Source organism: Paracoccus limosus, assembly GCF_009711185.1.
Taxonomy (GTDB): domain Bacteria; phylum Pseudomonadota; class Alphaproteobacteria; order Rhodobacterales; family Rhodobacteraceae; genus Paracoccus; species Paracoccus limosus.
In genome coordinates, this window is the sequence record NZ_WMIF01000040.1 from 1 (window position 1) to 20,493 (window position 20,493).

Annotated in this window: 19 protein-coding genes and 3 pseudogenes; 5 read left to right on the top strand and 17 right to left on the bottom strand. The window is 65.5% G+C overall.

The genetic code is table 11. From position 1 onward, the window contains the following. From GL279_RS17750 to GL279_RS17810, 13 genes and pseudogenes are all read right to left on the bottom strand, one after another. Positions 1-565: pseudogene (locus GL279_RS17750) on the bottom strand (protein TolA); the annotation flags it as partial. Positions 566-569: 4 nt separating this feature from the next. Then, a complete protein-coding gene (locus GL279_RS17755) occupies positions 570-1,034 on the bottom strand; it encodes an ExbD/TolR family protein (protein WP_155065957.1) in 465 nt (154 codons plus the stop codon). Beyond that, positions 1,035-1,730, bottom strand: coding sequence for a protein TolQ (tolQ, locus tag GL279_RS17760; protein WP_155065958.1), 696 nt, complete (start codon positions 1,728-1,730; stop codon positions 1,035-1,037). Between the two features lie 88 nt (positions 1,731-1,818). Continuing rightward, on the bottom strand, positions 1,819-2,208 hold the full coding sequence (ybgC, locus tag GL279_RS17765; protein ID WP_155065959.1) for a tol-pal system-associated acyl-CoA thioesterase: 390 nt from the start codon (positions 2,206-2,208) through the stop codon (positions 1,819-1,821). Between the two features lie 94 nt (positions 2,209-2,302). Continuing rightward, positions 2,303-2,887: a hypothetical protein gene (locus tag GL279_RS17770; protein WP_155065960.1), complete on the bottom strand. Its 585-nt coding sequence runs from the start codon at positions 2,885-2,887 to the stop codon at positions 2,303-2,305. An 83-nt stretch (positions 2,888-2,970) separates the two neighbouring features. After that, entirely contained in the window at positions 2,971-3,597 is a 627-nt protein-coding gene (locus GL279_RS17775; protein WP_155065961.1) for a 3-oxoacid CoA-transferase subunit B, read from the bottom strand. A gap of 2 nt (positions 3,598-3,599) precedes the next feature. Next, complete coding sequence (locus tag GL279_RS17780) at positions 3,600-4,301, bottom strand: CoA transferase subunit A (RefSeq protein ID WP_155065962.1); 702 nt, start codon at positions 4,299-4,301, stop codon at positions 3,600-3,602. 177 nt (positions 4,302-4,478) lie between these two features. After that, on the bottom strand, positions 4,479-7,151 hold the full coding sequence (gene topA, locus GL279_RS17785) for a type I DNA topoisomerase (protein WP_155065963.1): 2,673 nt from the start codon (positions 7,149-7,151) through the stop codon (positions 4,479-4,481). A 124-nt stretch (positions 7,152-7,275) separates the two neighbouring features. Continuing rightward, positions 7,276-8,115, bottom strand: coding sequence for a ferredoxin--NADP reductase (locus GL279_RS17790; protein WP_155065964.1), 840 nt, complete (start codon positions 8,113-8,115; stop codon positions 7,276-7,278). A gap of 51 nt (positions 8,116-8,166) precedes the next feature. Next, on the bottom strand, positions 8,167-8,538 hold the full coding sequence (locus tag GL279_RS17795; protein WP_155065965.1) for a DUF934 domain-containing protein: 372 nt from the start codon (positions 8,536-8,538) through the stop codon (positions 8,167-8,169). Continuing rightward, positions 8,535-9,266 (bottom strand): phosphoadenylyl-sulfate reductase, encoded by a 732-nt coding sequence (locus tag GL279_RS17800; RefSeq protein WP_155065966.1) that lies wholly within the window; start codon positions 9,264-9,266, stop codon positions 8,535-8,537. Before GL279_RS17800 ends, GL279_RS17795 begins: the two co-directional genes overlap by 4 nt. Continuing rightward, entirely contained in the window at positions 9,259-10,920 is a 1,662-nt protein-coding gene (locus GL279_RS17805) for a nitrite/sulfite reductase (protein WP_155065967.1), read from the bottom strand. Before GL279_RS17805 ends, GL279_RS17800 begins: the two co-directional genes overlap by 8 nt. Continuing rightward, a complete protein-coding gene (locus GL279_RS17810; protein ID WP_155065968.1) occupies positions 10,913-11,257 on the bottom strand; it encodes a DUF2849 domain-containing protein in 345 nt (114 codons plus the stop codon). The genes GL279_RS17805 and GL279_RS17810 overlap by 8 nt, the downstream gene beginning before the upstream one ends. Positions 11,258-11,380: 123 nt before the next feature. Here GL279_RS17810 and GL279_RS17815 point away from each other — a divergent pair, with 123 nt between their 5' ends. Next, a complete protein-coding gene (locus GL279_RS17815) occupies positions 11,381-11,863 on the top strand; it encodes an Lrp/AsnC family transcriptional regulator (RefSeq protein ID WP_155065969.1) in 483 nt (160 codons plus the stop codon). 48 nt (positions 11,864-11,911) lie between these two features. On the opposite strand, the gene GL279_RS17820 is transcribed toward GL279_RS17815, so the two are convergent. Beyond that, positions 11,912-13,021, bottom strand: a complete 1,110-nt coding sequence (locus GL279_RS17820; protein ID WP_155065970.1) for a pyridoxal phosphate-dependent aminotransferase — start codon at positions 13,019-13,021, stop codon at positions 11,912-11,914. 43 nt (positions 13,022-13,064) lie between these two features. Continuing rightward, positions 13,065-13,979, bottom strand: coding sequence for a GlxA family transcriptional regulator (locus tag GL279_RS17825; protein WP_170294021.1), 915 nt, complete (start codon positions 13,977-13,979; stop codon positions 13,065-13,067). A 96-nt stretch (positions 13,980-14,075) separates the two neighbouring features. Here GL279_RS17825 and bcoG point away from each other — a divergent pair, with 96 nt between their 5' ends. From bcoG to choX, 3 genes are all read left to right on the top strand, one after another. Beyond that, positions 14,076-14,999 carry a 3-dehydrocarnitine:acetyl-CoA trimethylamine transferase BcoG gene (bcoG, locus tag GL279_RS17830; protein ID WP_155065972.1) on the top strand — a complete coding sequence of 308 codons (924 nt, stop codon included), beginning with the start codon at positions 14,076-14,078 and terminating at the stop codon, positions 14,997-14,999. Continuing rightward, positions 14,996-16,414: a carnitine 3-dehydrogenase gene (locus tag GL279_RS17835; protein WP_155065973.1), complete on the top strand. Its 1,419-nt coding sequence runs from the start codon at positions 14,996-14,998 to the stop codon at positions 16,412-16,414. Before bcoG ends, GL279_RS17835 begins: the two co-directional genes overlap by 4 nt. A 241-nt stretch (positions 16,415-16,655) precedes the next feature. Continuing rightward, positions 16,656-17,594 (top strand): choline ABC transporter substrate-binding protein, encoded by a 939-nt coding sequence (gene choX, locus GL279_RS17840; RefSeq protein WP_155065974.1) that lies wholly within the window; start codon positions 16,656-16,658, stop codon positions 17,592-17,594. On the opposite strand, the gene GL279_RS17845 is transcribed toward choX, so the two are convergent. Then, complete coding sequence (locus tag GL279_RS17845; protein ID WP_246175384.1) at positions 17,583-18,587, bottom strand: GlxA family transcriptional regulator; 1,005 nt, start codon at positions 18,585-18,587, stop codon at positions 17,583-17,585. The two genes, choX and GL279_RS17845, sit on opposite strands and share 12 nt — an antisense overlap. A gap of 237 nt (positions 18,588-18,824) precedes the next feature. Further along, positions 18,825-19,106: pseudogene (locus GL279_RS17850) on the bottom strand (integrase core domain-containing protein); the annotation flags it as partial. A 222-nt stretch (positions 19,107-19,328) separates the two neighbouring features. Here GL279_RS17850 and GL279_RS17855 point away from each other — a divergent pair. After that, a pseudogene (locus GL279_RS17855) lies at positions 19,329-20,366 on the top strand (IS110 family RNA-guided transposase); the annotation flags it as partial. Positions 20,367-20,493 lie beyond the last annotated feature (127 nt).

Sequence of the window (20,493 nt, forward strand, 5' to 3'; positions counted from 1 at the left end):
GCGCCTCGGCCAGCCCATCGGGGCGACCGCGCGGGCGGGCGGAGGCCTGCGGCGCCAGGGTCGAGCCCGGCTCGACCGGCGCCAGCGCCGCCGGCGTCTGCCGGGCCGGTTGCGGACGCGAGGCGCTGGCCGGGCGGGCGGCGGCGCTGTCGGCAGAGGCTGGCGGTTCAGGCTGCGGCGCCAGCGTCGCCACCTCGACCGGCGCGGCTTTTTGCAGGTCCGACAGGTCGGGGCGCGCCTCGGGACGGGCGGGAGCGGACAACTCGGCGGCGGCCTCATCCGGGGCGGGCGGGCTTTGCGCCTCGGGCGCGCCGGCCCGATCCTCGGTAGCGGGGCTTTTGGGCTGCGCGGGCGTCGTCGCAGCGACATCAGCTAAGGGCGCGCGACCCTCGGCAGCACTCGCCAGCGCCTGAAACTCGGCTTCGGACATGGTCGAGACCTCGGCCATGCGCACGGCCTCCAGCGGCTGCGGACGGAACAGCGCCCCGCCCAGAATGGCAAAACCCAGCACGCCCAGGTGCGCGGCACCCGAAACCCAATAGCCGATGCGGTCGGCGCGATCCATCGCTCTAGCCCTTGGTGCCCGCGTCCATGCGCGGGCCGCCGGTGTCGGTGACCAGCACGATGTTGCTGAAACCGGCGGCATTCAACGCCCCCATCACCTGCATGATGCGGGAGTAGGGGATCGTGCCATCGGCGCGCAGATAGATCTTGTCGCTCTGCCGCTCGGAGGCGACAGCGCGCAGCTTGGTGACCAGCTCATCCTCGGGGACCTCGGTGTTCATCACCATGATCGGCCCCTCGGGCGTGACCGAGACCGCCAGCGGCTCCTCCGGTTCGGCCGGGACCGCCTGCGCGGCGGTCTTGGGCAGTTGCAGCGGCACGCCCACGGTCAGAAGCGGCGCCGCGACCATGAAGATGATCAGCAGCACCAGCATCACGTCGACAAAGGGCGTGACGTTGATTTCGGCCATCGGCTGGGATTTGGCGCGTCCGCGCCCCCGCCGGGCCTTCTTGACCACCCCTGCGCCCATCTATTCCTCGTCCAGCTGACGCGACATGATGGTCGAGAACTCGTCTGCAAAGCTTTCGTAATTGCCGATGAGCCGGTCGCTGTCCGAGCTGAGCTTGTTGTAAAGGATCACGGCCGGAATGGCGGCGAAAAGCCCCAGCGCGGTCGCGACAAGCGCCTCGGCGATGCCCGGCGCGACCACGGCCAGCGAGGTGTTCTGCGAAATCGCGATTTCCTCGAAGGCGGTCTTGATGCCCCAGACGGTGCCGAAAAGCCCGATGAAGGGTGCGGTCGAGCCGACAGTGGCCAGGAACGGCAGGCCCGCAGTCAGCTTGTCGCCTTCGCGGTTGATCGCCACGCTCATGGCGCGGTCGATGCGGGAGGTCGCGCCCGCGATCAGCCCGCCATCATCGCGATGGCTGCGGCGCCATTCGGTCATGCCCGCCGAAAAGATCCGCTCGGAGGCACCCTTGGGCTCTTCGCCGATGCGGTCGTAAAGATCGTCCAGCGGCTGGCCCGACCAGAAGGCGCGGTCGAATTTCTCGGCGTCGCGACGGGCGGCGGCAAAGGTGATCAGCTTGCGGATGATGATCGACCACGCCCAGAACGAGGCCAGAAGCAGGATCAGCATGACGATCTGCACCGTCAGCGAGGCGCGCATGAAAAGCGCGATCAGCGAAAAATCGACCGGCGTCCCGGCTCCGGCGAGTTGTTCCATCGGATTTGGCCTGTTCTTGGGGCCGCTGGATGCGGCTTCTCATGCGGGCCTTAGCAGAACTGCGGCCGGGGACAAACCCCGGCCCGTCTCAATTCTGCGTCAGTTGCGCAACCAGAGCGGGTGGAATCCGCACCGGCCGGCCAGCGTCATTGATGCAGACCAGCGTCACCAGCGCGCTGAACAGCGTCTTGCCGGCGCGGATCACTGACTGGCGCATGGCGATGCGGGCCGATCCGATCTCGTGGAGCTGCGATTCGACGCTCAGATGGTCGTCGAAATGCGCCGGGGCCAGATAATCCGCCTCGACACGCCGGACGACAAAGACCATGCCTTCGCGTTTCAGGACGACCTGATCGATGCCCAGATCGCGCAGCCACTCGCTGCGGCCACGTTCGATGAACTTCAGATAGTTGGCGTAATAGACAATGCCAGCCAGGTCGGTGTCTTCGTAATAGACGCGGATGGGGAATTGATGCATCGGCGGCTCTCCTGCCTGATCTGTCGCATGGGGGTTTTCCACCCCCGTCGCCGTGCCGGCGACTCCCCCGGAGGATATTTGACCACGAAAGAAACTAGCGTGCGACGGCCATGCGCGCCGCCAGCCGCAAGGCGTGCGACGGATCGCGAGCCACCAAGGGCATGGCCGGGTCATAGGCCGCGCGGATCAGCACGGCAAGGCTGGGCGAAGGGGGCACTTCTTGCGCAAAGGTCAGCAGCGAGCGCATGACCAAGGCCTCGGCCAGCTCTGCGGGATGGGCATCGGCCAGACGGCCGCCCATGTTGACCAGAGTGATACAGGCGCGGATGCCGCCATCGGCGTCAAAGCGAAAGATGCGATATTGATCGGCGGCTTGCGCTTGCAGCCTTGCGGGCAGATCGTCCTGGCCCGTCAGCCGCGCGAGGTCGGGTATCCCCTCAAGCTCGGCCCAATTCCGCACGAAGAAGCTCAGCAGATTGGCGCCCATTTCGGGATCGGTCTCGGCCAGCGGGATCCCGGCATGCGCAAGTGCTGCCCGCGTGACGCTGCGAAAGACGTCCAGCGTCTCATCGGCCAGCCCAAAGATGACCGGCGCGACCGGGCGCCCCCAGCGCGCACAAAGATATTGCCCATCGCGGGTGAACAGCGCCGCGATCTGCTCGGGTCCCCAATCGCCCATTCTTTCGTGTCCAAATATCCTCGGGGGTGAATTGCGGCGCCAGCCGCAAGAGGGGGCAGACAGCCCCCTCTGCCCTGTCAGCCTCAGCCGACGATGGTCGCCTCGGTCGCCGTGCGCAGCTCGTCCTCGCTGACGCCATCGGCCAGCTCCACGATCCGCAACCCGCCCTCGACCACATCCAGCACACCAAGGTTGGTGATGATGCGGTCAACGACCTTCTGCCCTGTCAGCGGCAGGGTGCAGGCCTTGAGCACCTTGGATTCGCCCGCCTTGTTGGTGTGGTCCATGACCACCACAACGCGCTTCACGCCAGCGACCAGATCCATCGCACCGCCCATGCCCTTCACGAGCTTGCCGGGGATCATCCAGTTCGCGAGATCGCCGTTCTCGGCCACCTCCATCGCGCCAAGGATCGCCATGGCGATCTTGCCCCCGCGGATCATGGCAAAGCTTTCCGAGCTGTCAAAGAACGATGTCTGTTTCTCGGCGGTGACGGTCTGCTTGCCGGCGTTGATCAGATCGGGGTCCTCTTCGCCCTCATAGGGGAAGGGGCCAATGCCCAGCATGCCGTTTTCCGATTGCAGCGTCACTTCGACGCCCTCGGGGATATAGTTCGACACCAGGGTCGGGATGCCGATCCCCAGGTTCACATACCAGCCGTCCTGAAGCTCTTGCGCCGCGCGGGCAGCCATCTGGTTGCGGTCCCACATGCTCAGGCCTCCTTCTTGCGGGTGGTGCGCTGTTCGATGCGCTTCTCGTGCTGGCCCTGGATCAGGCGGTGCACATAGATGCCCGGCAGGTGGATATGGTCAGGGTCAAGGCTGCCGGTCGGGACGATCTCCTCGACCTCGCAAATGCAGACGCGGCCGCATTTCGCCGCCGGGACGTTGAAGTTGCGCGCCGTCTTGCGAAAGATCACGTTGCCGGACTCGTCGGCCTTCCAGCCCTTGACGATGGCCAGATCCGCGACAATGCCGCGTTCAAGGATATAGGTTTCGCCGTCGAAATCCTTGTGATCCTTGCCCTCGGCGATCACCGTGCCGACGCCGGTCTTGGTGTAGAAACCGGGGATGCCCGCGCCGCCCGCCCGCATGCGTTCGGCCAGCGTGCCCTGCGGGTTGAATTCCAGCTCCAGCTCGCCCGAGAGATACTGACGCATGAATTCCGCGTTCTCGCCGACATAGGACGAGATCATCTTCTTGATCTGGCGCGAGTCGAGCAGGATGCCCAGACCGAAATGATCCACGCCGCAGTTGTTGCTGGCGATGGTCAGATCCTTGGTGCCCGCCTTGTGGATCGCGTCGATCAGAAGCTCGGGAATGCCGCACAGACCAAAGCCGCCGGCAGCAATGAACATGCCGTCCTTGAGCAGTCCGTCCAGCGCCTCAGCCGCGCTGCCATAGACCTTCTTCATGAAATCCTCCGCCTGGTTCCGCTTCGTTTTGGCGACGTTGCGGAACGGAGTCAACGCGACTGCCGCCATGCCGCGCCCCGCCGATGCAACGCAGAGGGGGCGCGGATGCCGATGTTCGCATATCGCACGAGGACGGGGCTGCCCGCGCCCATGGGGAGGCAGGCGCGCCCTGCCCCGTCAGGCCTCGGGGTCAGGATTGGCAGCGGCTTTCCGGGTCGTGGCCTTGCGGGCGGCGGGTTTTTTCGCCGCCGGCACCTCCTCGCCAGAAGTTTCTGCTGCGGCCTTCTTCGCTGCCGGCTTCTTGGCTGCAGCCTTTTTCGCAGGCGCCTTTTTCGCCGGTGCCTTCTTGGCCGGTGCCTTTTCGGCCTTGGCCGAGGCCCGGGCGGGTTTCTTGGCCTTGCCGGCCTTTTCGGTGATCAGCTCCAGCGCCCGTTCCAGTGTGATCGCCCCGGGCTCCAGATCTCGCGGCAGGGTCGCATTCACCTTGCCCCATTTCACATAGGGACCATAGCGCCCGGCCATGACCTGCACCGGCCCGCCATCAGGATGCTCACCCAGCTCCGCCAGCGGTGCGGCAGCCGCAGCCCGGCCACGCACCACCTTCGAGGCCAGAACCTCGACCGCGCGGTTCATGCCGATGGTAAAGACCTCGTCCACATCCGGCAGGTTCGCGTATTTCGAGCCGTGCTTGACATAGGGGCCATAGCGCCCGATCCCGGCCTCGACCGGCACGCCATCCTCGGGATGCGGCCCGATCTCGCGCGGCAAGGCCAGCAGGGCCAGCGCCTTTTCCAGATCGACCGAGGCAAGCTCCCAGCCCTTGGGGATCGAGGAGCGCGGCGGCTTTGGCACCTCGGCTGTCGCCTCACCGCGCTGGACATAGGGACCAAAGCGGCCGTTCTTCAGGCTGATCTCGTCGCCATTGTCGGTGCCCAGAACGGTGTCGCCCACCACCTCGGCATCGGGATTGCCGATTGGCCGGGTAAAGCGGCATTCGGGATAGTTGGTGCAGCCGATGAATGCCCCGCCCGAGCGCGCGGTCTTCAGATGCAGCCGGCCCTTGTGGCAGACCGGGCATTCGCGCGGGTCAGAGCCATCGGGGCGCGGCGGATAAAGATGCGGCGCCAAGGCCTCGTCGATGGCGTCCAGCACTTCGGTGATGCGCAGCTCGCTGGTGCCCTCCAGCGCGACGGTGAAATCGCGCCAGAAACGCCGCAGCACCTCGCGGTAAGCCAGATCGCCGGCGCTGATGTCGTCGAGTTCACCTTCCAGATGGGCAGTGAAATCATAGCTGACATAGCGCGGGAAATATTTCAGCAGAAAGATGGTGACCAGCCGGCCCTTGTCTTCGGGGATCAGGCGGTTCTGCTCCTTGCGGACGTAATCGCGGTCCTGAATGGTCGTGACGATGCTGGCATAGGTCGAGGGGCGGCCGATGCCCAGCTCTTCCATGCGCTTGACCAGCGTGGCCTCGGTATAGCGCGGCGGCGCCTGGGTGAAGTGCTGCTCGGGCGTGACCGAACGCTTTTCGGTGGCCTCGCCCTCATGGATCAGCGGCAGACGGCGGCTGTCCTCGTCATCCTCATCATCGCGACCCTGATCATAGACTTTCAGGAAGCCGTCGAACAGCATGACCTGCCCATTGGCGCGCAGACCCACCTGCCCGTCGGCGCTGGCAATCTCGACCGTGGTGCGCTCCATGCGGGCCGATTCCATCTGGCTGGCGATGGTGCGCTTCCAGATCAGGTCATAGAGCGCCTTCTGATCTTTGTCCGCGACCGGCAGCTTGTCGGGCGACAGCATCATGTCGGTGGGACGGATACATTCGTGGGCTTCCTGCGCGTTCTTGGCCTTGTTTTTATACATGCGCGGCGATTTCGGCAGGTAATCCTCGCCAAAGCGCTTCCTGATGGCGTCGCGCGCGGCCATCACGGCCTCGGGCGCCATGTCGATGCCATCGGTCCGCATATAGGTGATGTGGCCGGCCTCATACAGCCGCTGCGCCGCCGACATGCAGGCCCGCGCGCCAAGGCCCAGCTTGCGGCTGGCCTCTTGCTGCAGGGTCGAGGTCATGAAGGGCGGCCACGGGTTGCGGCTGGCAGGCTTGGCCGAGACGCTTTCGACCTTCAGCGCCCGGTCGCGGATCGCGGTTACGGCCAGCTTGGCGGTCTCTTCATCGGCAATGTCGAAACGTTCCAGCTTCTTGCCGCCAAAGACGGTCATGGTCGCGTCGAACTCATCGCCGCGCGGCGTCGCCAGCCGGGCGTGCACCGACCAGTATTCGCGCGCCTTGAAGGCCTCGATCTCCATCTCGCGGTCGACGATGATGCGCAGGGCGACCGATTGCACCCGGCCCGCCGATTTCGCGCCCGGCAACTTGCGCCACAGCACCGGCGACAGGTTGAAGCCGACCAGATAGTCCAGCGCCCGCCGCGCCAGATAGGCATCGACCAGCGGCTGGTCGATCTGGCGCGGATTGGCCATGGCCTCGGTCACGGCATTTTTGGTGATGGCGTTGAAGGTCACCCGGCTGACGGCGGCCCCCTTCTTCAGCGCCGGTGCCAGCGTTTCCAGCAGGTGCCAGGAAATCGCCTCGCCCTCGCGATCGGGGTCGGTGGCCAGGATCAGGTTCGGATCGCTCGCCAGCGCATCCTTGATCGCCTTGACATGCTTGCGGCTATCCGCCGCAACCTCCCATTTCATTGCGAAATCGGCTTCTGGATCGACGCTGCCATCCTTGGGCGGCAGGTCGCGCACATGCCCGAAGGACGCCAGAACGGTATAGTCGTCGCCCAGGTATTTGTTGATCGTCTTGGCCTTGGCCGGAGATTCGACGACGACGACAGCCATTGAAATTCCTTCGCATGATTCGGCGTCGGAACATGGGGGGCGTCCTGCGAACTGTCAACGCCGGGCTTCTTTCGTGGACAAGTATCCCACGGGGGTCCGGGGGTGTGAAACCCCCGGCGCAACCTCAGATGCCGTCGCCCACGAACGCCTTCTCGACCACAAATTCCTTGGGCTCGCTGTTGGCGCCCTCGCGCAGGCCAAAGCCTTCCAGAACGGCCTTCACATCCGTGTTGAAGGCAAGGCTGCCGCAGATCATCGCCCGGTCCGTGGCCGGGTCCATCGGCGGCAGGTTCAGGTCGGTAAAGACCTTGCCCGAGGTCAGGTTGTCGGTGATGCGGCCCATCAGCGGGCTGTCCTCACGCGTCGTGGTCGGGTAATACAGCAGCCGCTTGGCGAAATCCTCGCCATAGATCTCGCCCAGCAGCGGATCATGCTTCAGGTTCTCGACCAGATCGCGGCCATAGGTCAGCTCGTCGGCGGTGCGGCAGGTGTGCATCATGATCACCTGCTCGAAGCGCTCATAGCTTTCCGGCTCGCGCATCAGGCTGGCAAAGGGCGCAAGCCCGGTGCCGGTCGCCAGAAACCACAGCCGTTTGCCCGGCAGCAGCGCGTCCAGCACCAGCGTGCCCACCGGCTTCGGGCGCAGGATGATCTCGTCGCCGACCTGGATATTCTGCAACTTCGAGGTCAGCGGCCCGTCCGGCACCTTGATCGAATAGAATTCCAGCTCGTCATCCCATGCCGGCGAGGCGATGGAATAGGCGCGCAGGATCGGCCGGCCGTTGTCGCCCGGCAGACCGATCATCACGAACTCGCCCGAGCGGAAGCGCAGCGACGCCGGGCGCGTCACCCGGAACGAGAAAAGCCGGTCCGTCCAATGCTTGACCGCGGTCACGGTCTGGGCGTCAGGCACAGTTTTGGCGGGTTTGGCAGCGGCTTCGGCCACGGGCACATCCAGGGTCATGTCAATTCCGGTCTATCTAGATCACAAGGCGGCCGGGGGAAAACCCCGATCTCATCCGGCAAGGCGCGACCGATGGTCCCAATCCTGCCAGTCGGCACGGTAAAGCCATTGCTCCTGCGGCTGGCGGGCGGCCAGTGCGGCCGGGATGCGGACCTCGTCAAAGCCCACGCGGCGCGCCATGGCATATTGGTCGGCGATCAGGCTGCCCACGGCACGCAGGCGGCCCCGGTAGCCCTTTTCGCGCAAAAGCCGGGCCAGCGTAAAGCCTCGGCCATCGGTAAAGGACGGAAAGTCCACCGCGACCAGCTCAAGGCCCAGATAGGCGTCAAGGCCCGCCGGATCGGTATCGGGCGACAGAACCGGAGCCTCGGCACCGTCATCGGGATGGAAACCGTCGTCGCGGACCAGAAAGAAATCGCTCATGTGTTCGCTCCTGCGCGGACCATCTTGCCGCCGATGAAATGGATGCCGCATTCGGTCTTTTGACTGCCGCGCCAGCGTCCGGCACGCGGATCCTCGCCGGGCTTGATCGGCGAGGTGCAGGGCGCGCAGCCGATCGAGGCATAGCCCTTGGCGACCAGCGGATGGCGCGGCAGGTTGTTCTCGGCCATATATTCCTGAATGTCCTCGCGGCGCCAATGCGCCAGCGGGTTGATGCGCAGCCGCAGCGGCGGCTCGGCCTCGAAGAACTCCAGCTCCTGACGCTGACCGCCCTGAAAGCGCTTGCGCCCGGTGATCCATGCGTCGAATTTCGACAGCTCGCGCTCCAGGGGAATGGTCTTGCGGAAATCGCAGCAGGCGTCGGTGTTGAACTGGTGCAGCGTGCCGTCCGGGTCGTTCAGCGCCACCTCGGGTTCGGTGGCGCGGATCACGCGCACGTCGGTCAGGCCCAGCTTTTGGGTGACCTCCAGCTGATAATCCAGCGTTTCCTGAAACAGCATCATCGTGTCGATGAACAGCACCGGCGTGCCTGGCGCCACCACCGAGACCATGTGCAGCAACACCACCGATTCCGAGCCAAAGCTGGAAACCAGCGTGGTCGACCCCAGATCGGGGTCGCGCAGGGCCCGCCGCAACACTTCGGTCGCGGCGTGATGCTTGTAACGATCGTTCAGGCGCGAGGCGCGGGCATCCAATGTGTCATCAAGCATGGGCAGCCGTTTCGTAAAGCGCCGCCTTGAACGGCGCCATGCCGACCCGACGATAGGCGTCGATGAAGCGCTCCTCGGGCGAGGACCGCAGGTCCAGATAGGCATTGATGAGCCGATCGACGGCGCCCACGACCTCTTCGGCCGGGAAACCGGCGCCGGGCTTTTGCCCGATCTGCGGGATCTCGTAACCGTCACCGCCCAGCGTGATCTGGTAGTTTTCCACGCCGGCGCGATCCAGCCCCAGAATGCCGATATGGCCAAGGTGGTGGTGGCCGCAGGCGTTGATGCACCCCGAGATGCGGATGTCGATCTTGCCGATATCGTCCTCAAGATCACGGGCGCGGAAGTGCTCGGCGATCTCTTGCGCGATCGGGATCGAGCGGGCGGTGGCCAGCGCGCAATAGTCCATGCCCGGGCAGGCGATGATGTCCGAGATCAACCCGGCATTGGCCGTATGCAGGCCGGCGCCCTTCAGCTCTTGATAGACCGCGAAGAGGTCCGACTTGTGCACATGCGGCAGCACCACGTTCTGGTCATGGCTGATGCGCAGGTCCGAATGGCCATAGCGCTGTGCCAGATCGGCCAGCACGCGCATCTGCGCGGCCGAGGCGTCGCCCGGCGTCTGGCCCGGCGCCTTGAAGCTGACCTTGACGCTGGCATAGCCCGGCGCCTTGTGGGCCGAGAGGTTGGTGTCCGTCCAGCTGCGGAAGGCGGGATTGGCGGCGCGCTGCGCCTCGTAATCGCCCTCGGGCGCGACGCGGAAGGTCGGGGCCGCAAACATCGCCTTCAGCGCGGCCAGATAGTCCTGATCGACGCCGGCAAAGGCGGCGCGGCGGTTGATGAACTCGGCCTCGACCTCGTCGCGGATCACGTCCAGACCGCGCTCGGCGACGGTGATCTTGATGCGGGCCTTGTATTTGTTGTCGCGCCGCCCCGACAGGTTGTAGACCGCGATGATCGCTTCCAGATAGGGCAGCAGGTCGGCCTCGGGCAGGAATTCGCGCACCACCTGACCGATCATCGGCGTGCGGCCCAGCCCGCCGCCGACCCAGACCTGATAGCCGATCCCGCCCTCGGCATCGCGTTTCAGGCGCAGGCCGATGTCATGCGCGGCGATCACGGCGCGGTCATGTTCCGAGCCGGTGATGGCGATCTTGAACTTGCGCGGCAGGAATTGATATTCGGCATGGTCGGTCGACCATTGCCGGATCAGCTCGCCATAGGGGCGCGGATCGGCAACCTCATCGGCGGCGGCGCCCGCAAAGGCGTCGGTCGTGGTGTTGCGGATCGTGTTGCCCGAGGTCTGGATGGCATGCAGGCCAACCTCGGCCAGAGCGTCAAGCATGTCCGGGATATCGACCAGTTTCGGCCAGTTGTACTGGATGTTCTGGCGCGTGGTCCAATGGCCATAGCCCTTGTCCCATTTCTCGGCCAGAAGCGCGAGCGTGCGCATCTGGTCGGGGCTGATCGTGCCATAGGGGATGGCCACGCGCAGCATATAGGCATGCAGCTGCAGATAGACGCCGTTCATCAGGCGCAGCGGGCGGAATTCGTCCTCGGTCAGCGAACCGTCCAGCCGGCGCGCGACCTGGGCGCGGAACTGCTGCGCGCGGTGGCGCAGGTATTCGTTGTGCTGGGGGCGGGCGTCAAACATGGCTGGCCTCGGTATCAGATTGCGCGAGTTCGGCTTGGATGCCGTGGAAATAGTTGGAGGGGCCACGGCGGCGGAAGGCCTCGCGGAAATGGGTGGGCTCGGGGCGGCCGTCCTGACCGCGACGGGCCTCGGCCAGATAGGGGCCGACGACGATGTTGGACTGCCGGATCGCCTCGATCATCGCCAGTTCGGCAATGGCCTCGTCCTCGAACAGCTCGGCTTCGCGCGGATCGGCGGTCCAGCCGCCATCACGCATCCACACGCAATGGCCCAGACGCAGGTCATTGGCGGTAATGACGGCGGGTTTTGCGGGTGTGGGGGTGAAGCCTTTGGACATCGCCTTTTGCCTTTCGGTATGGGTGTGCTCTATATAGAAAATCTTCCCCCTTATTGACGAGTGGGGAGAATAAATAAGAAACAGGTCCGCAGTTGGGCCGGTGTTACGGGATCAGATTTCGCGATGGAGCAAGACAGACAAACACCGATCCGGCTGGACGCGGTCGACCGCAAAATCCTGTCCCTGCTGCAGGAGGATGCGACCCTGTCACTGGACGATATCGCGGCCCGCGTCGGGGCCTCGAAAACCCCGGTCTGGAACCGAATCCGCAAGCTGCGCGAGGCCGGCGTGATCCGGGGACAGGTGGCGCTGCTGGACCCCGATTCCCTGGGTCTGGACGCCTGTTTCTTTGTCCTGATCCGCACCAGCGAGCATGACCCCGACTGGGCGCGCAAGTTTCTGGCCGCCGTGCGCGCCCGCCCCGAGGTGATCGAGGCGCATCGGCTGGCCGGCGACATCGACTATATCCTGAAGGTGCGGGTGCGCAATGCCCGCGCCTATGACCGCTTCTATCAGGCGCTGATTTCCGAGGTGCGGATCCACAACGTCACCGCCCTGCTGTCGATGGAAGAGCTGAAGGCGACGACGGCGCTGCCGCTGGACTGATGGGCCCGGTGGCAGAGGCCGCATGGGTATTTGGAAAATGGTGAAGGATCAGGCCGTCCGCGCCAGAGCCAGGGCCTGTGGCAGGGCCGTGGCAAAGGCCGCCAGCTCGGGTTCGGGGCCACAGGAGACGCGGATGCAGCGGTCGAGCGGCGCCACGCCCGGCATGCGCACGAAGATACCGAGATCGGCGAGGGCGGCGAGCACGCGGCGGGCGAAGTCGCCATCGCCGCCGCAGTCCACGGCGACGAAATTGGTGGCCGAGGGCAGCGCCGTCAGCCCGTTGTCGCGGGCGATCCCGGCGATGCGGTCGCGTGCCGTCGCGACCTTTTCGCGGGTTTGGTGCAGCCAGTCCTGATCGGCCAGCGCGGCCAGCGCGCCGATCTGGCCGACGCGGTTGATGCCGAAATGGTTGCGGATGCGATCGAAACCCGCGATCAGTGGCGCCGGGCCGATGGCATAGCCGATGCGCGCGCCCGCCATGCCGTAAGCCTTGGAGAAGGTGCGAAACCGGATCACGCGCGGGTCGGCGGGGTCGATCTGCGGGATCGCCTCGGCCGGGGCGAATTCGGCATAGGCTTCGTCCAGCACCAGCAGCGCGCCGGGCGGCAGATCGTCCAGCATGGCGGTGATGGTGCTGCCGGGATGCCAGCTGCCCATCGGATTGTCGGGGTTGGCCAGATAGACCAGCCGTGCGCCATGCCGGGCCGCCGCCTGCAGCAGCGCCTGCGGATCCTCGGCATCGTCGCGATAGGGCACCTTGACCAGCTGGCCGCCGAAGCCCGCGACATGGAAGTTGAAGGTGGGATAGGCGCCTTCAGAGGTCACGACCACATCGCCCGGCGCCACGGTGAGGCGCACCAGCAGGCCCAGCAGCCCGTCCACCCCCTCACCCAGCATGATCTGGGCGGGGTCGACACCGTGATGGGCAGCCAGCGCATGGCGCAGGTCATGGCTGTCGGGATCGGCATATTTCCACTGTTCGGCCGCCGCCTGCGCCATGGCCGCCACCGCGCGCGGAGAGGGGCCGAAGCCGTTCTCATTGGCGCCCAGCCGGGCGATGAAGGGCGCGCCACGGCGACGCTCCAGCGTTTCGGGGCCGGTGAAGGGCACCGTGGCCGGCAAGCCGGCGGCGATCGGGGAAAAACGCAACCTGTCCATGCCGCGAGACAAAGCGCAAATCGTGCGGCTGTGCAAGGGCGGCTCAGCCTCGGCGCGGCGCCTGACGGATGGCATGGCCATAGGCGCGGCGGAACGCCTTGCCGAGCGCGGCGGCGCTGGCATAGCCGCAGCGCAGCGCGATCTCGTGCAGAGCGAAATCGCTGCTGGCGGCCAGATCGCGCGCCTGCGACAGCCGCAGCATCTGGTAATATCGGCCCGGCGCCATGTTCAGCTCGGCCTTGAACAGCCGGTCGAGCTTGCTGAGCGACACGCCCAGACGATGGGCAAGGTCCGACAGCGGCAGCGGCGTTTCGATATGGTCGGCCATCAGGTTCACCGCCTGCCGCAGTCGCGCGCTGCCCTTGCCAACCCAACGCCCCGGCGCCGGTTGCTGGCTGTCGGCATCGTGCAGAAACATGCTGGAGGCGATGAAGGCATGCGCCGGGCCGAAACGTTCGGCGATAAAGGCCAGCATCAGATCCAGCGCGCTGGAGGCGCCGCCGCAACTCCAGATCCGGCCCTGCATGACATGGCGGGCGGGGCTGACCTGCACCTGCGGAAAACTCTCGGCGAAATCGGCAAGCAGCGACCAGTGCAGCGTTGCCGGTTGCTCGTGCAACAACCCTGCCGCCGCGATCAGCCATGCGCCGCTGTCGGCACCCAGAACCACCCGGCTGCTGCGGGCCAGCGCGGCGATGCGGCGCGGGCCGCGCCCGGCGGCATGGTCGCGAAACCCGTAGCCCGCGACCACCACCAGCATGTCGAAGGGCCCGGCGGTCTCGGGGTCAGGGGCGATCGACAGGCCGCTGGAACTGCGCACCGGCTGGCCGTCCGGGGTCAGCACCTGCCAGCGGATGTCGATCTGCGCCTGATCGCGCACGGCGCGCAGCGGCTCGAGCAGGCAGGACAGCACCATGTTGGAGAAGCCGTCGAACAGCAGAAAGGCGACGCGGGTCATGAAAGCTGACAAGTTTGGACAATCACATGACAGAATAAGACCATTTTTGCCGCAAGTCACCCCGTAGCATCGGCCGCGAAACCTCAGGAGTGCGCCATGCCGCTTACCATGAACCGCGATGTCTTCATCACCTGCGCCGTCACCGGTTCGGGCGCGACGCAGGATCGTTCGCCCCATGTGCCCCGCAGCCCGAAACAGATCGCCGACAGCGCCATTGCCGCCGCCAAGGCCGGCGCCGCCGTGGTGCATTGCCATGTGCGCGATCCTGAAACCGGCGCGCCCTCGCGCAAGCTGGCCTATTACCGCGAGGTGACCGACCGCATCCGCGAGGCCGAGGTCGACGTGGTGCTGAACCTGACCGCCGGCATGGGGGGCGACATCGTTTTCGGCAATACCGAGGCACCGTTTCCGCTGAACGCGGGCGCCACCGACATGGTCGGCGCGACCGAGCGGATGGCCCATATCGCCGAATGCCTGCCCGAGATCTGCACGCTGGATTGCGGCACGATGAACTTTGCCGAGGCCGATTATGTGATGACCAACACGCCGGGCATGCTGCGTGCCATGGGCGGCATGATGACCGCGCTGGGGGTGAAGCCGGAAATCGAGGCCTTTGACACCGGGCATCTGTGGTTCGCCAAGGAACTGGTGCGCGAGGGCACGCTGGTCTCACCCGCCCTGGTGCAGCTTTGCATGGGCGTGCCATGGGGGGCGCCGAATGACCTGAACACCTTCATGGCGATGGTGAACAATGTGCCGGCGGATTGGACATGGTCGGCCTTCAGCCTTGGTCGCGACCAGATGCCCTATGTGGGCGCGGCGGTGCTGGCCGGCGGCAATGTCCGCGTCGGGCTTGAGGACAATCTGTGGCTGGGCAAGGGGCATCTTGCCACCAATGCGCAACTGGTCGAACGCGCGGCGACGATCATCGAAAACCTTGGCGCGCGGGTCATTGGCCCGGCCGAGGTGCGTGAGAAACTGGGCCTTGTGAAACGCGCGCCCGTGCAGGTGGCGGCATGAGCCGGGCTGCGATCATCGGCGGCGGCGTCATCGGCGGCGGCTGGGCGGCGCGATTCCTGCTGAACGGCTGGGACGTGGCGGTGTTCGACCCCGACCCGCAGGCCGAACGCAAGTTGGGCGAGGTGCTGGCCAATGCCCGCCGCGCGCTGCCCGCGCTTTACGACCGCGCCCTGCCGCCCGAGGGGCGGCTGAGCTTTCACACCGACATGGCCGAGGCGGTCGCCGGCGCTGACTGGGTGCAGGAATCGGTGCCCGAGACGCTGGCCCTGAAACACAAGGTTCTGCCCGCACTGCGTGCGGCGATGAAACCGGGGGCGATCCTTGGCTCATCGACCTCGGGGTTCAAGCCGTCGGAACTGAACACCGGTGACACCAATGCCGTGGTGGCCCATCCCTTCAACCCGGTCTATCTGCTGCCGCTGGTCGAGCTGGTGGGCGGTGCCGCGACCTGCGCCCGCGCCGCTGAAATCCTGCGCAGCATCGGCATGTTCCCCCTGATCGTGCGCAAGGAAATCGACGCCCATATCGCCGACCGCTTGCTTGAAGCGGTCTGGCGCGAGGCGCTGTGGCTGGTCAAGGACGGCATCGCCACGACCGAGGAAATCGACGAATCGATCCGCATGGCCTTTGGCATCCGCTGGGCGCAGATGGGCCTGTTCGAGACCTATCGTATCGCCGGCGGCGAGGCCGGGATGAAACACTTCATGGCGCAATTCGGCCCGGCGCTCTCCTGGCCCTGGACCAAGCTGATGGATGTGCCCGAGTTCGACGACGAGTTGGTCGATCTGATCGCCGGCCAGTCGGATGCGCAATCCGGCCACCGCTCGATCCGCGAACTGGAGCGGCTGCGCGACGACAATGTCGTTGGCATGATCCGGGCGCTGCGCCGCTCGGGCAGCGGCGCGGGCGGTGTGGTGCGCGCGCATGAGGCGGCCCTGCCGGATCTGGGCGAGCGGGACGGCCTGCCCGTTACCGCCGCCCGGCAGGTGCCGGTGACATGGACCGATTACAACGGCCACATGAACGAGACGCATTACCTTGAGGCCGCCTCGCTGGCGACGGATCGCTTCATGCAGATGATCGGGGCGGATGCGGATTACATCGCCTCGGGGCGCAGTTTCTTTACCGTCGAAAACCACATCCGCTATCTGGACGAGATCCATGCCGGCGACCGGCTGACCATCACCACGCAGGTGCTCTTGGGCGAGGGCAAGAAGATGCGGCTGCTGCATCGGCTGTGGCGCGGCGACGGCGCGCTGGCCGCCACCGTGGAAACCATGTTGCTGCACACCGATCTGAAGCTGCGGGCCAGTTCGCTGCCCGGGCCGGCGGTGGCCGAGGCGCTGTCCGGTTGGGCCACGCGCCATGCCGGAATGGCGGGGGTGCAGCCCCGCCCGGCGCCGGCCACCGCCTGAACGAGTATTGGCAGAAAACGAACGCGCGCCCCGGTTCCCGCCGGGGCGCGTTTTCGTCTGGACCGGGGCACCCGCCCTGCCCCCGCGCGCGCTAGCAAAACCCATGCCGAAACCCGCCAAAGCTGCGCAAATTGCAAAGATTGCTGCGCAACCGGCCAACAGGCCTTGTCGTTCCCGGCTATCATTTTTCCATGGCCGCCGCGCCCGCCGCCCGGCCTGCCAACAACGGAGGAAAACAAGAATGAAGCGCCAGATCGCCGCCGGACTCCTCGCCTCGCTCAGCCTTGCTGTGCAGGCTCATGCGGCCGAACCCGCCGCCTGTCAATCGCCCCGCTTCTCGGATGTGGGCTGGACCGACATCACCGCCACGACCACGATCTCGGCACTGGTGCTCGAAGCCCTTGGCTACAAGCCCGAGGTGCAGATCCTGTCGGTCGCCGTCACCTACGAGTCGCTGAAAAAGGGCGATACCGACGTTTTCCTGGGCAATTGGATGCCGCTGCAGGAACCGATCCAGAAGCCGCTGGTCGATGCCGGCCAGATCGAGGTGGTGCGCGCCAATCTGGAAGGCGCGCGCATCGGCTTTGCCGTGCCGCAGGCAACCTATGACGCCGGGCTGAAGACCTATGCCGACATCGCCCGCTTCAAGAACAAGCTGGGCGGCAAGATTTATGGCATCGAGGCCGGCAGCAGCGCCAATACCACCATCCTCAAGACCATCGCCGAGAACGGCTTCGACCTTGGCAGCTTCGAGCTGGTGGAATCCAGCGAACAGGGCATGCTGGCGCAGGTGCAGCGCGCCATCGGCTCGGGCGAGGATATCGTGTTTTTCGGCTGGCGGCCGCATCCGATGAACGTGCGCTTCAAGATGGCCTATCTGACCGAGGGCAAAGACATGTTCGGGCCCAAGGACGGCGCCGCCAGCGTGCTGACCAACACCCGCGCCGGCTTTTCCAAGGACTGCCCGAACCTTGGCAAGTTCCTGTCGAACCTCAGCTTTACCGTCGAGGCCGAGGATCTGATGATGTCCTATATCCTTGATCAGGGCATGGCGCCGCGCGATGCCGCCACGCGCTGGCTCAAGGACAATCCCGCCGTGCTGGACGGCTGGCTCAAGGATGTCACCACCACCGCAGGCCAGCCCGCCCTGCCCGCCGCACGGGCCGCGCTAGGTCTGTGACCGGGCTCTGGCGGCAGAGGGCGGATGCCCGAACTGCCGCCGGAACGCCCGCGACAGCGCCGCGATCGAGGAAAACCCGGTGCGCACGGCGGTTTCGGCCATCGACAGATCGGTGTCCACCACCAGCCGCCGTGCCAGTTGCAGCCGCAGCGACAGGTAATAGGCCCCGGGCGAGCTTTGCACCGTTTCGCGAAACAGCCCCTCCAGCGTGCGGGTCGAGCAGCCGATCCGCCGCGCGATGGCGCTGATCGCCAAAGGCGTCTCCAGATGCTCCTCCATCAGGCGGATCGCCCGGGCGACGCGGCCCTCCAGCCGGCCCAGCCGACCCAGCGACACCAGGGGCTGCGCGTCGGAATGCAGCCGCACCTCGTCATAGACATAAAGGCTTGCGACATTCAGCGCCGCACCGATGCCCTGCCGGCCCCGGATCAGCGCCAGCATGAAATCCAGCGCCGGCGCGGCGCCGCCGGTGGTAAAGACCGGGCCATCGACCACCCAGCGGTCCGGCTTGACCCGGACCTGCGGAAAGCGGGCGGCAAATTCCTCCAGATCCTCCCAATGCGTGGTCGCCTCGCGCCCGTCGAGCAGCCCGGCCATGGCCAGCACCCAGCTGCCGGCCTCGACCCCGCCGACCATGCCGGCGCGGCGTGCCGCCAGCCGCAGCGCCGAGATCACCCGCGGCGTGACATGGCGGGCGATGCTGAAGGCCGCGACCACGATCAGCAGATCGCATTCCCGCTGCGGCACGAAGGCGCCATCGACCTGCACCGCCAGCCCGCAACTGGTCGCCACCGGCTGACCATCCATCGAGACCACCTGCCAGCGATAGGCCGGGCCGCCCGCGATCCGGTTGGCCGCCCGCATCGGGTCCAGCGTCGCGGCAAGGCTCATCAGCGAGGCCTCGGGCAGAACGAGAATCGTGGCGCTGAGGCCTTGGTCAGAGGGATGAAAGGTCACTGTGCTGCGCATTCCGTCAACGGATCTGCGCATCATGCTAGGACCTTGCCTGCCGCGTCGGTCAAGGGCAAAGCTGGGCTGGCCGATATCTGCATCCCGGCGCGCCTATGCCGGGGGAACGGGCCAGACCTTGTCCCGACGTCACCATTGGGCGAAGAGGTCGGGTCGAGGCCGGGATCGTCCTACCACAGATCAGCGGCTTGCTCTGGACGATCTGGATGGCTTCGCGCGCCGAACCGCGCCCAAACTGCGCCGGACCTTGGCCAGCCGTCGCTAGTTGTTCAGTCCCGGCATTTGGTGGATGGGGTTCACGATGAATCTGTCTGGCTCTGATGTCCAGATTTTGCAGATGTATTCGTAGGGCGTGAGGCCATTGAGCGTCTTCAGTCGGCGAGCGAAGTTGTAGGCTGCCATGTAGTCGCCGAGGTGGGCGCGCAGCTGGTCGTGGCTGTCGTAATGGAAGCGCTTGACCGTTGCGTCTTTGATCGTGCGGTTGATGCGCTCGACCTGGCCATTGGTCCAGGGATGGTTGGGCTTGGTCAGCCGGCGCTCAATCCCGTTTGCCTCACAGATCATGTCGAAGCGCATCGGCCGGGAGTAGATGGTGTTTCGGTTCCGCAGCTGCTCTGCGAACTGGATGCCATAGCATGTCGGGAATGACGCGCCGTTGAAGGTTGTGGCCGCCTGCGCAGCCCACAAATTGCGCAGCAGGCGGCCATAACCGGGTCTCAGGTCTCTATGGTGGTTTTGCGAACCACACCACAGAGGAGACCGGCCATGGCCAAGGTTGAGCATACTTCGGATGCCCGCGTTCTGGTAAGCATCGACATTTCCAAATATCGGCACGAGGTGCTGATCGCTGTCCCGGGCAAGACGCGCCGGCGGCGCCTGACGATCACCAACAGCACTGATGACTTCATGCGGCTCATCGCGATCTTGCGGGAATACGGCCTGCCCGTCCGGATCGGTTTCGAGGCCACGGGCAACTATCATCGCGTGCTGATGTATCATCTTGGCGTCGCCGGGTTCGACCTGAAGCTGGTGTCTTCGGTCGCCCTGGCCCGCACGCGGGAGGCCCTGCACAACAGCTGGGACAAGAATGATCCCAAGGATGCCCAGGTTATCTTGCATATGCTGCAGATCGGCGCGGTGCAGATCTTTCAGGACCCGATGGTAGCTGGCACGAACGACATCCAGGAGTTGTCAAAGACTCATGATGCCGTCTCGCGGGCCAAGACCGAGCTGTGGCACCGCATTCTGACCCATTACCTACCGCTCTACTTTCCGGAAGCCGACCGTTTCCACCGCAGTTCACGCACGGACTGGTTTCTGGCCTTCCTCGAGATGTTCCCCTCTCCGCACATGATCTCGGCGCTGACCAAGGAGGAGTTCACCAAGGCCGCTTGGGAGGTAGTCGGGCGCAAGGTCGAGAAGACCCTCATGTTGTCAGATATTTACGAAACGGCGAAGACTTTCGCGGGTCTGCCCGTGTCCCCGGAGTTGGACGCCATCCGCACGTTTCGCATGATGCTGGCCGAAGGGCGGAGCCTGATCCGGCAGCGCAATGCTATTGAGGATCGCGCCGTCGAACTGCTGGGCGATCGGTCCGACTATCAGTTGCTGTGCAGCATTCCCGGCATCGGGCCGATCAACGCCCTGACCATCCTGGCCGAGACGGGAGACCTGCGCAGGTTCCGTCATCATCGGCAGTTTCTGAAGTTCTGCGGCATGGACCTCGCGACCGTTCAGTCCGGCATGTTCCGCGGCCGGAGCAAGATCTCCAAATATGGCAATGCCCGTTTGCGGCGGACGTTGTTGTTGAACGGCTTGCAATAAGGACCCCGCTTCTGGGGTGATCGGCGTCCAAAAGGGACCCCACCGACCGGGGGTTGGGTCCATTGTGCCTTCGATGATTATCGGAGGCCGAGCACGGGATGCTGAT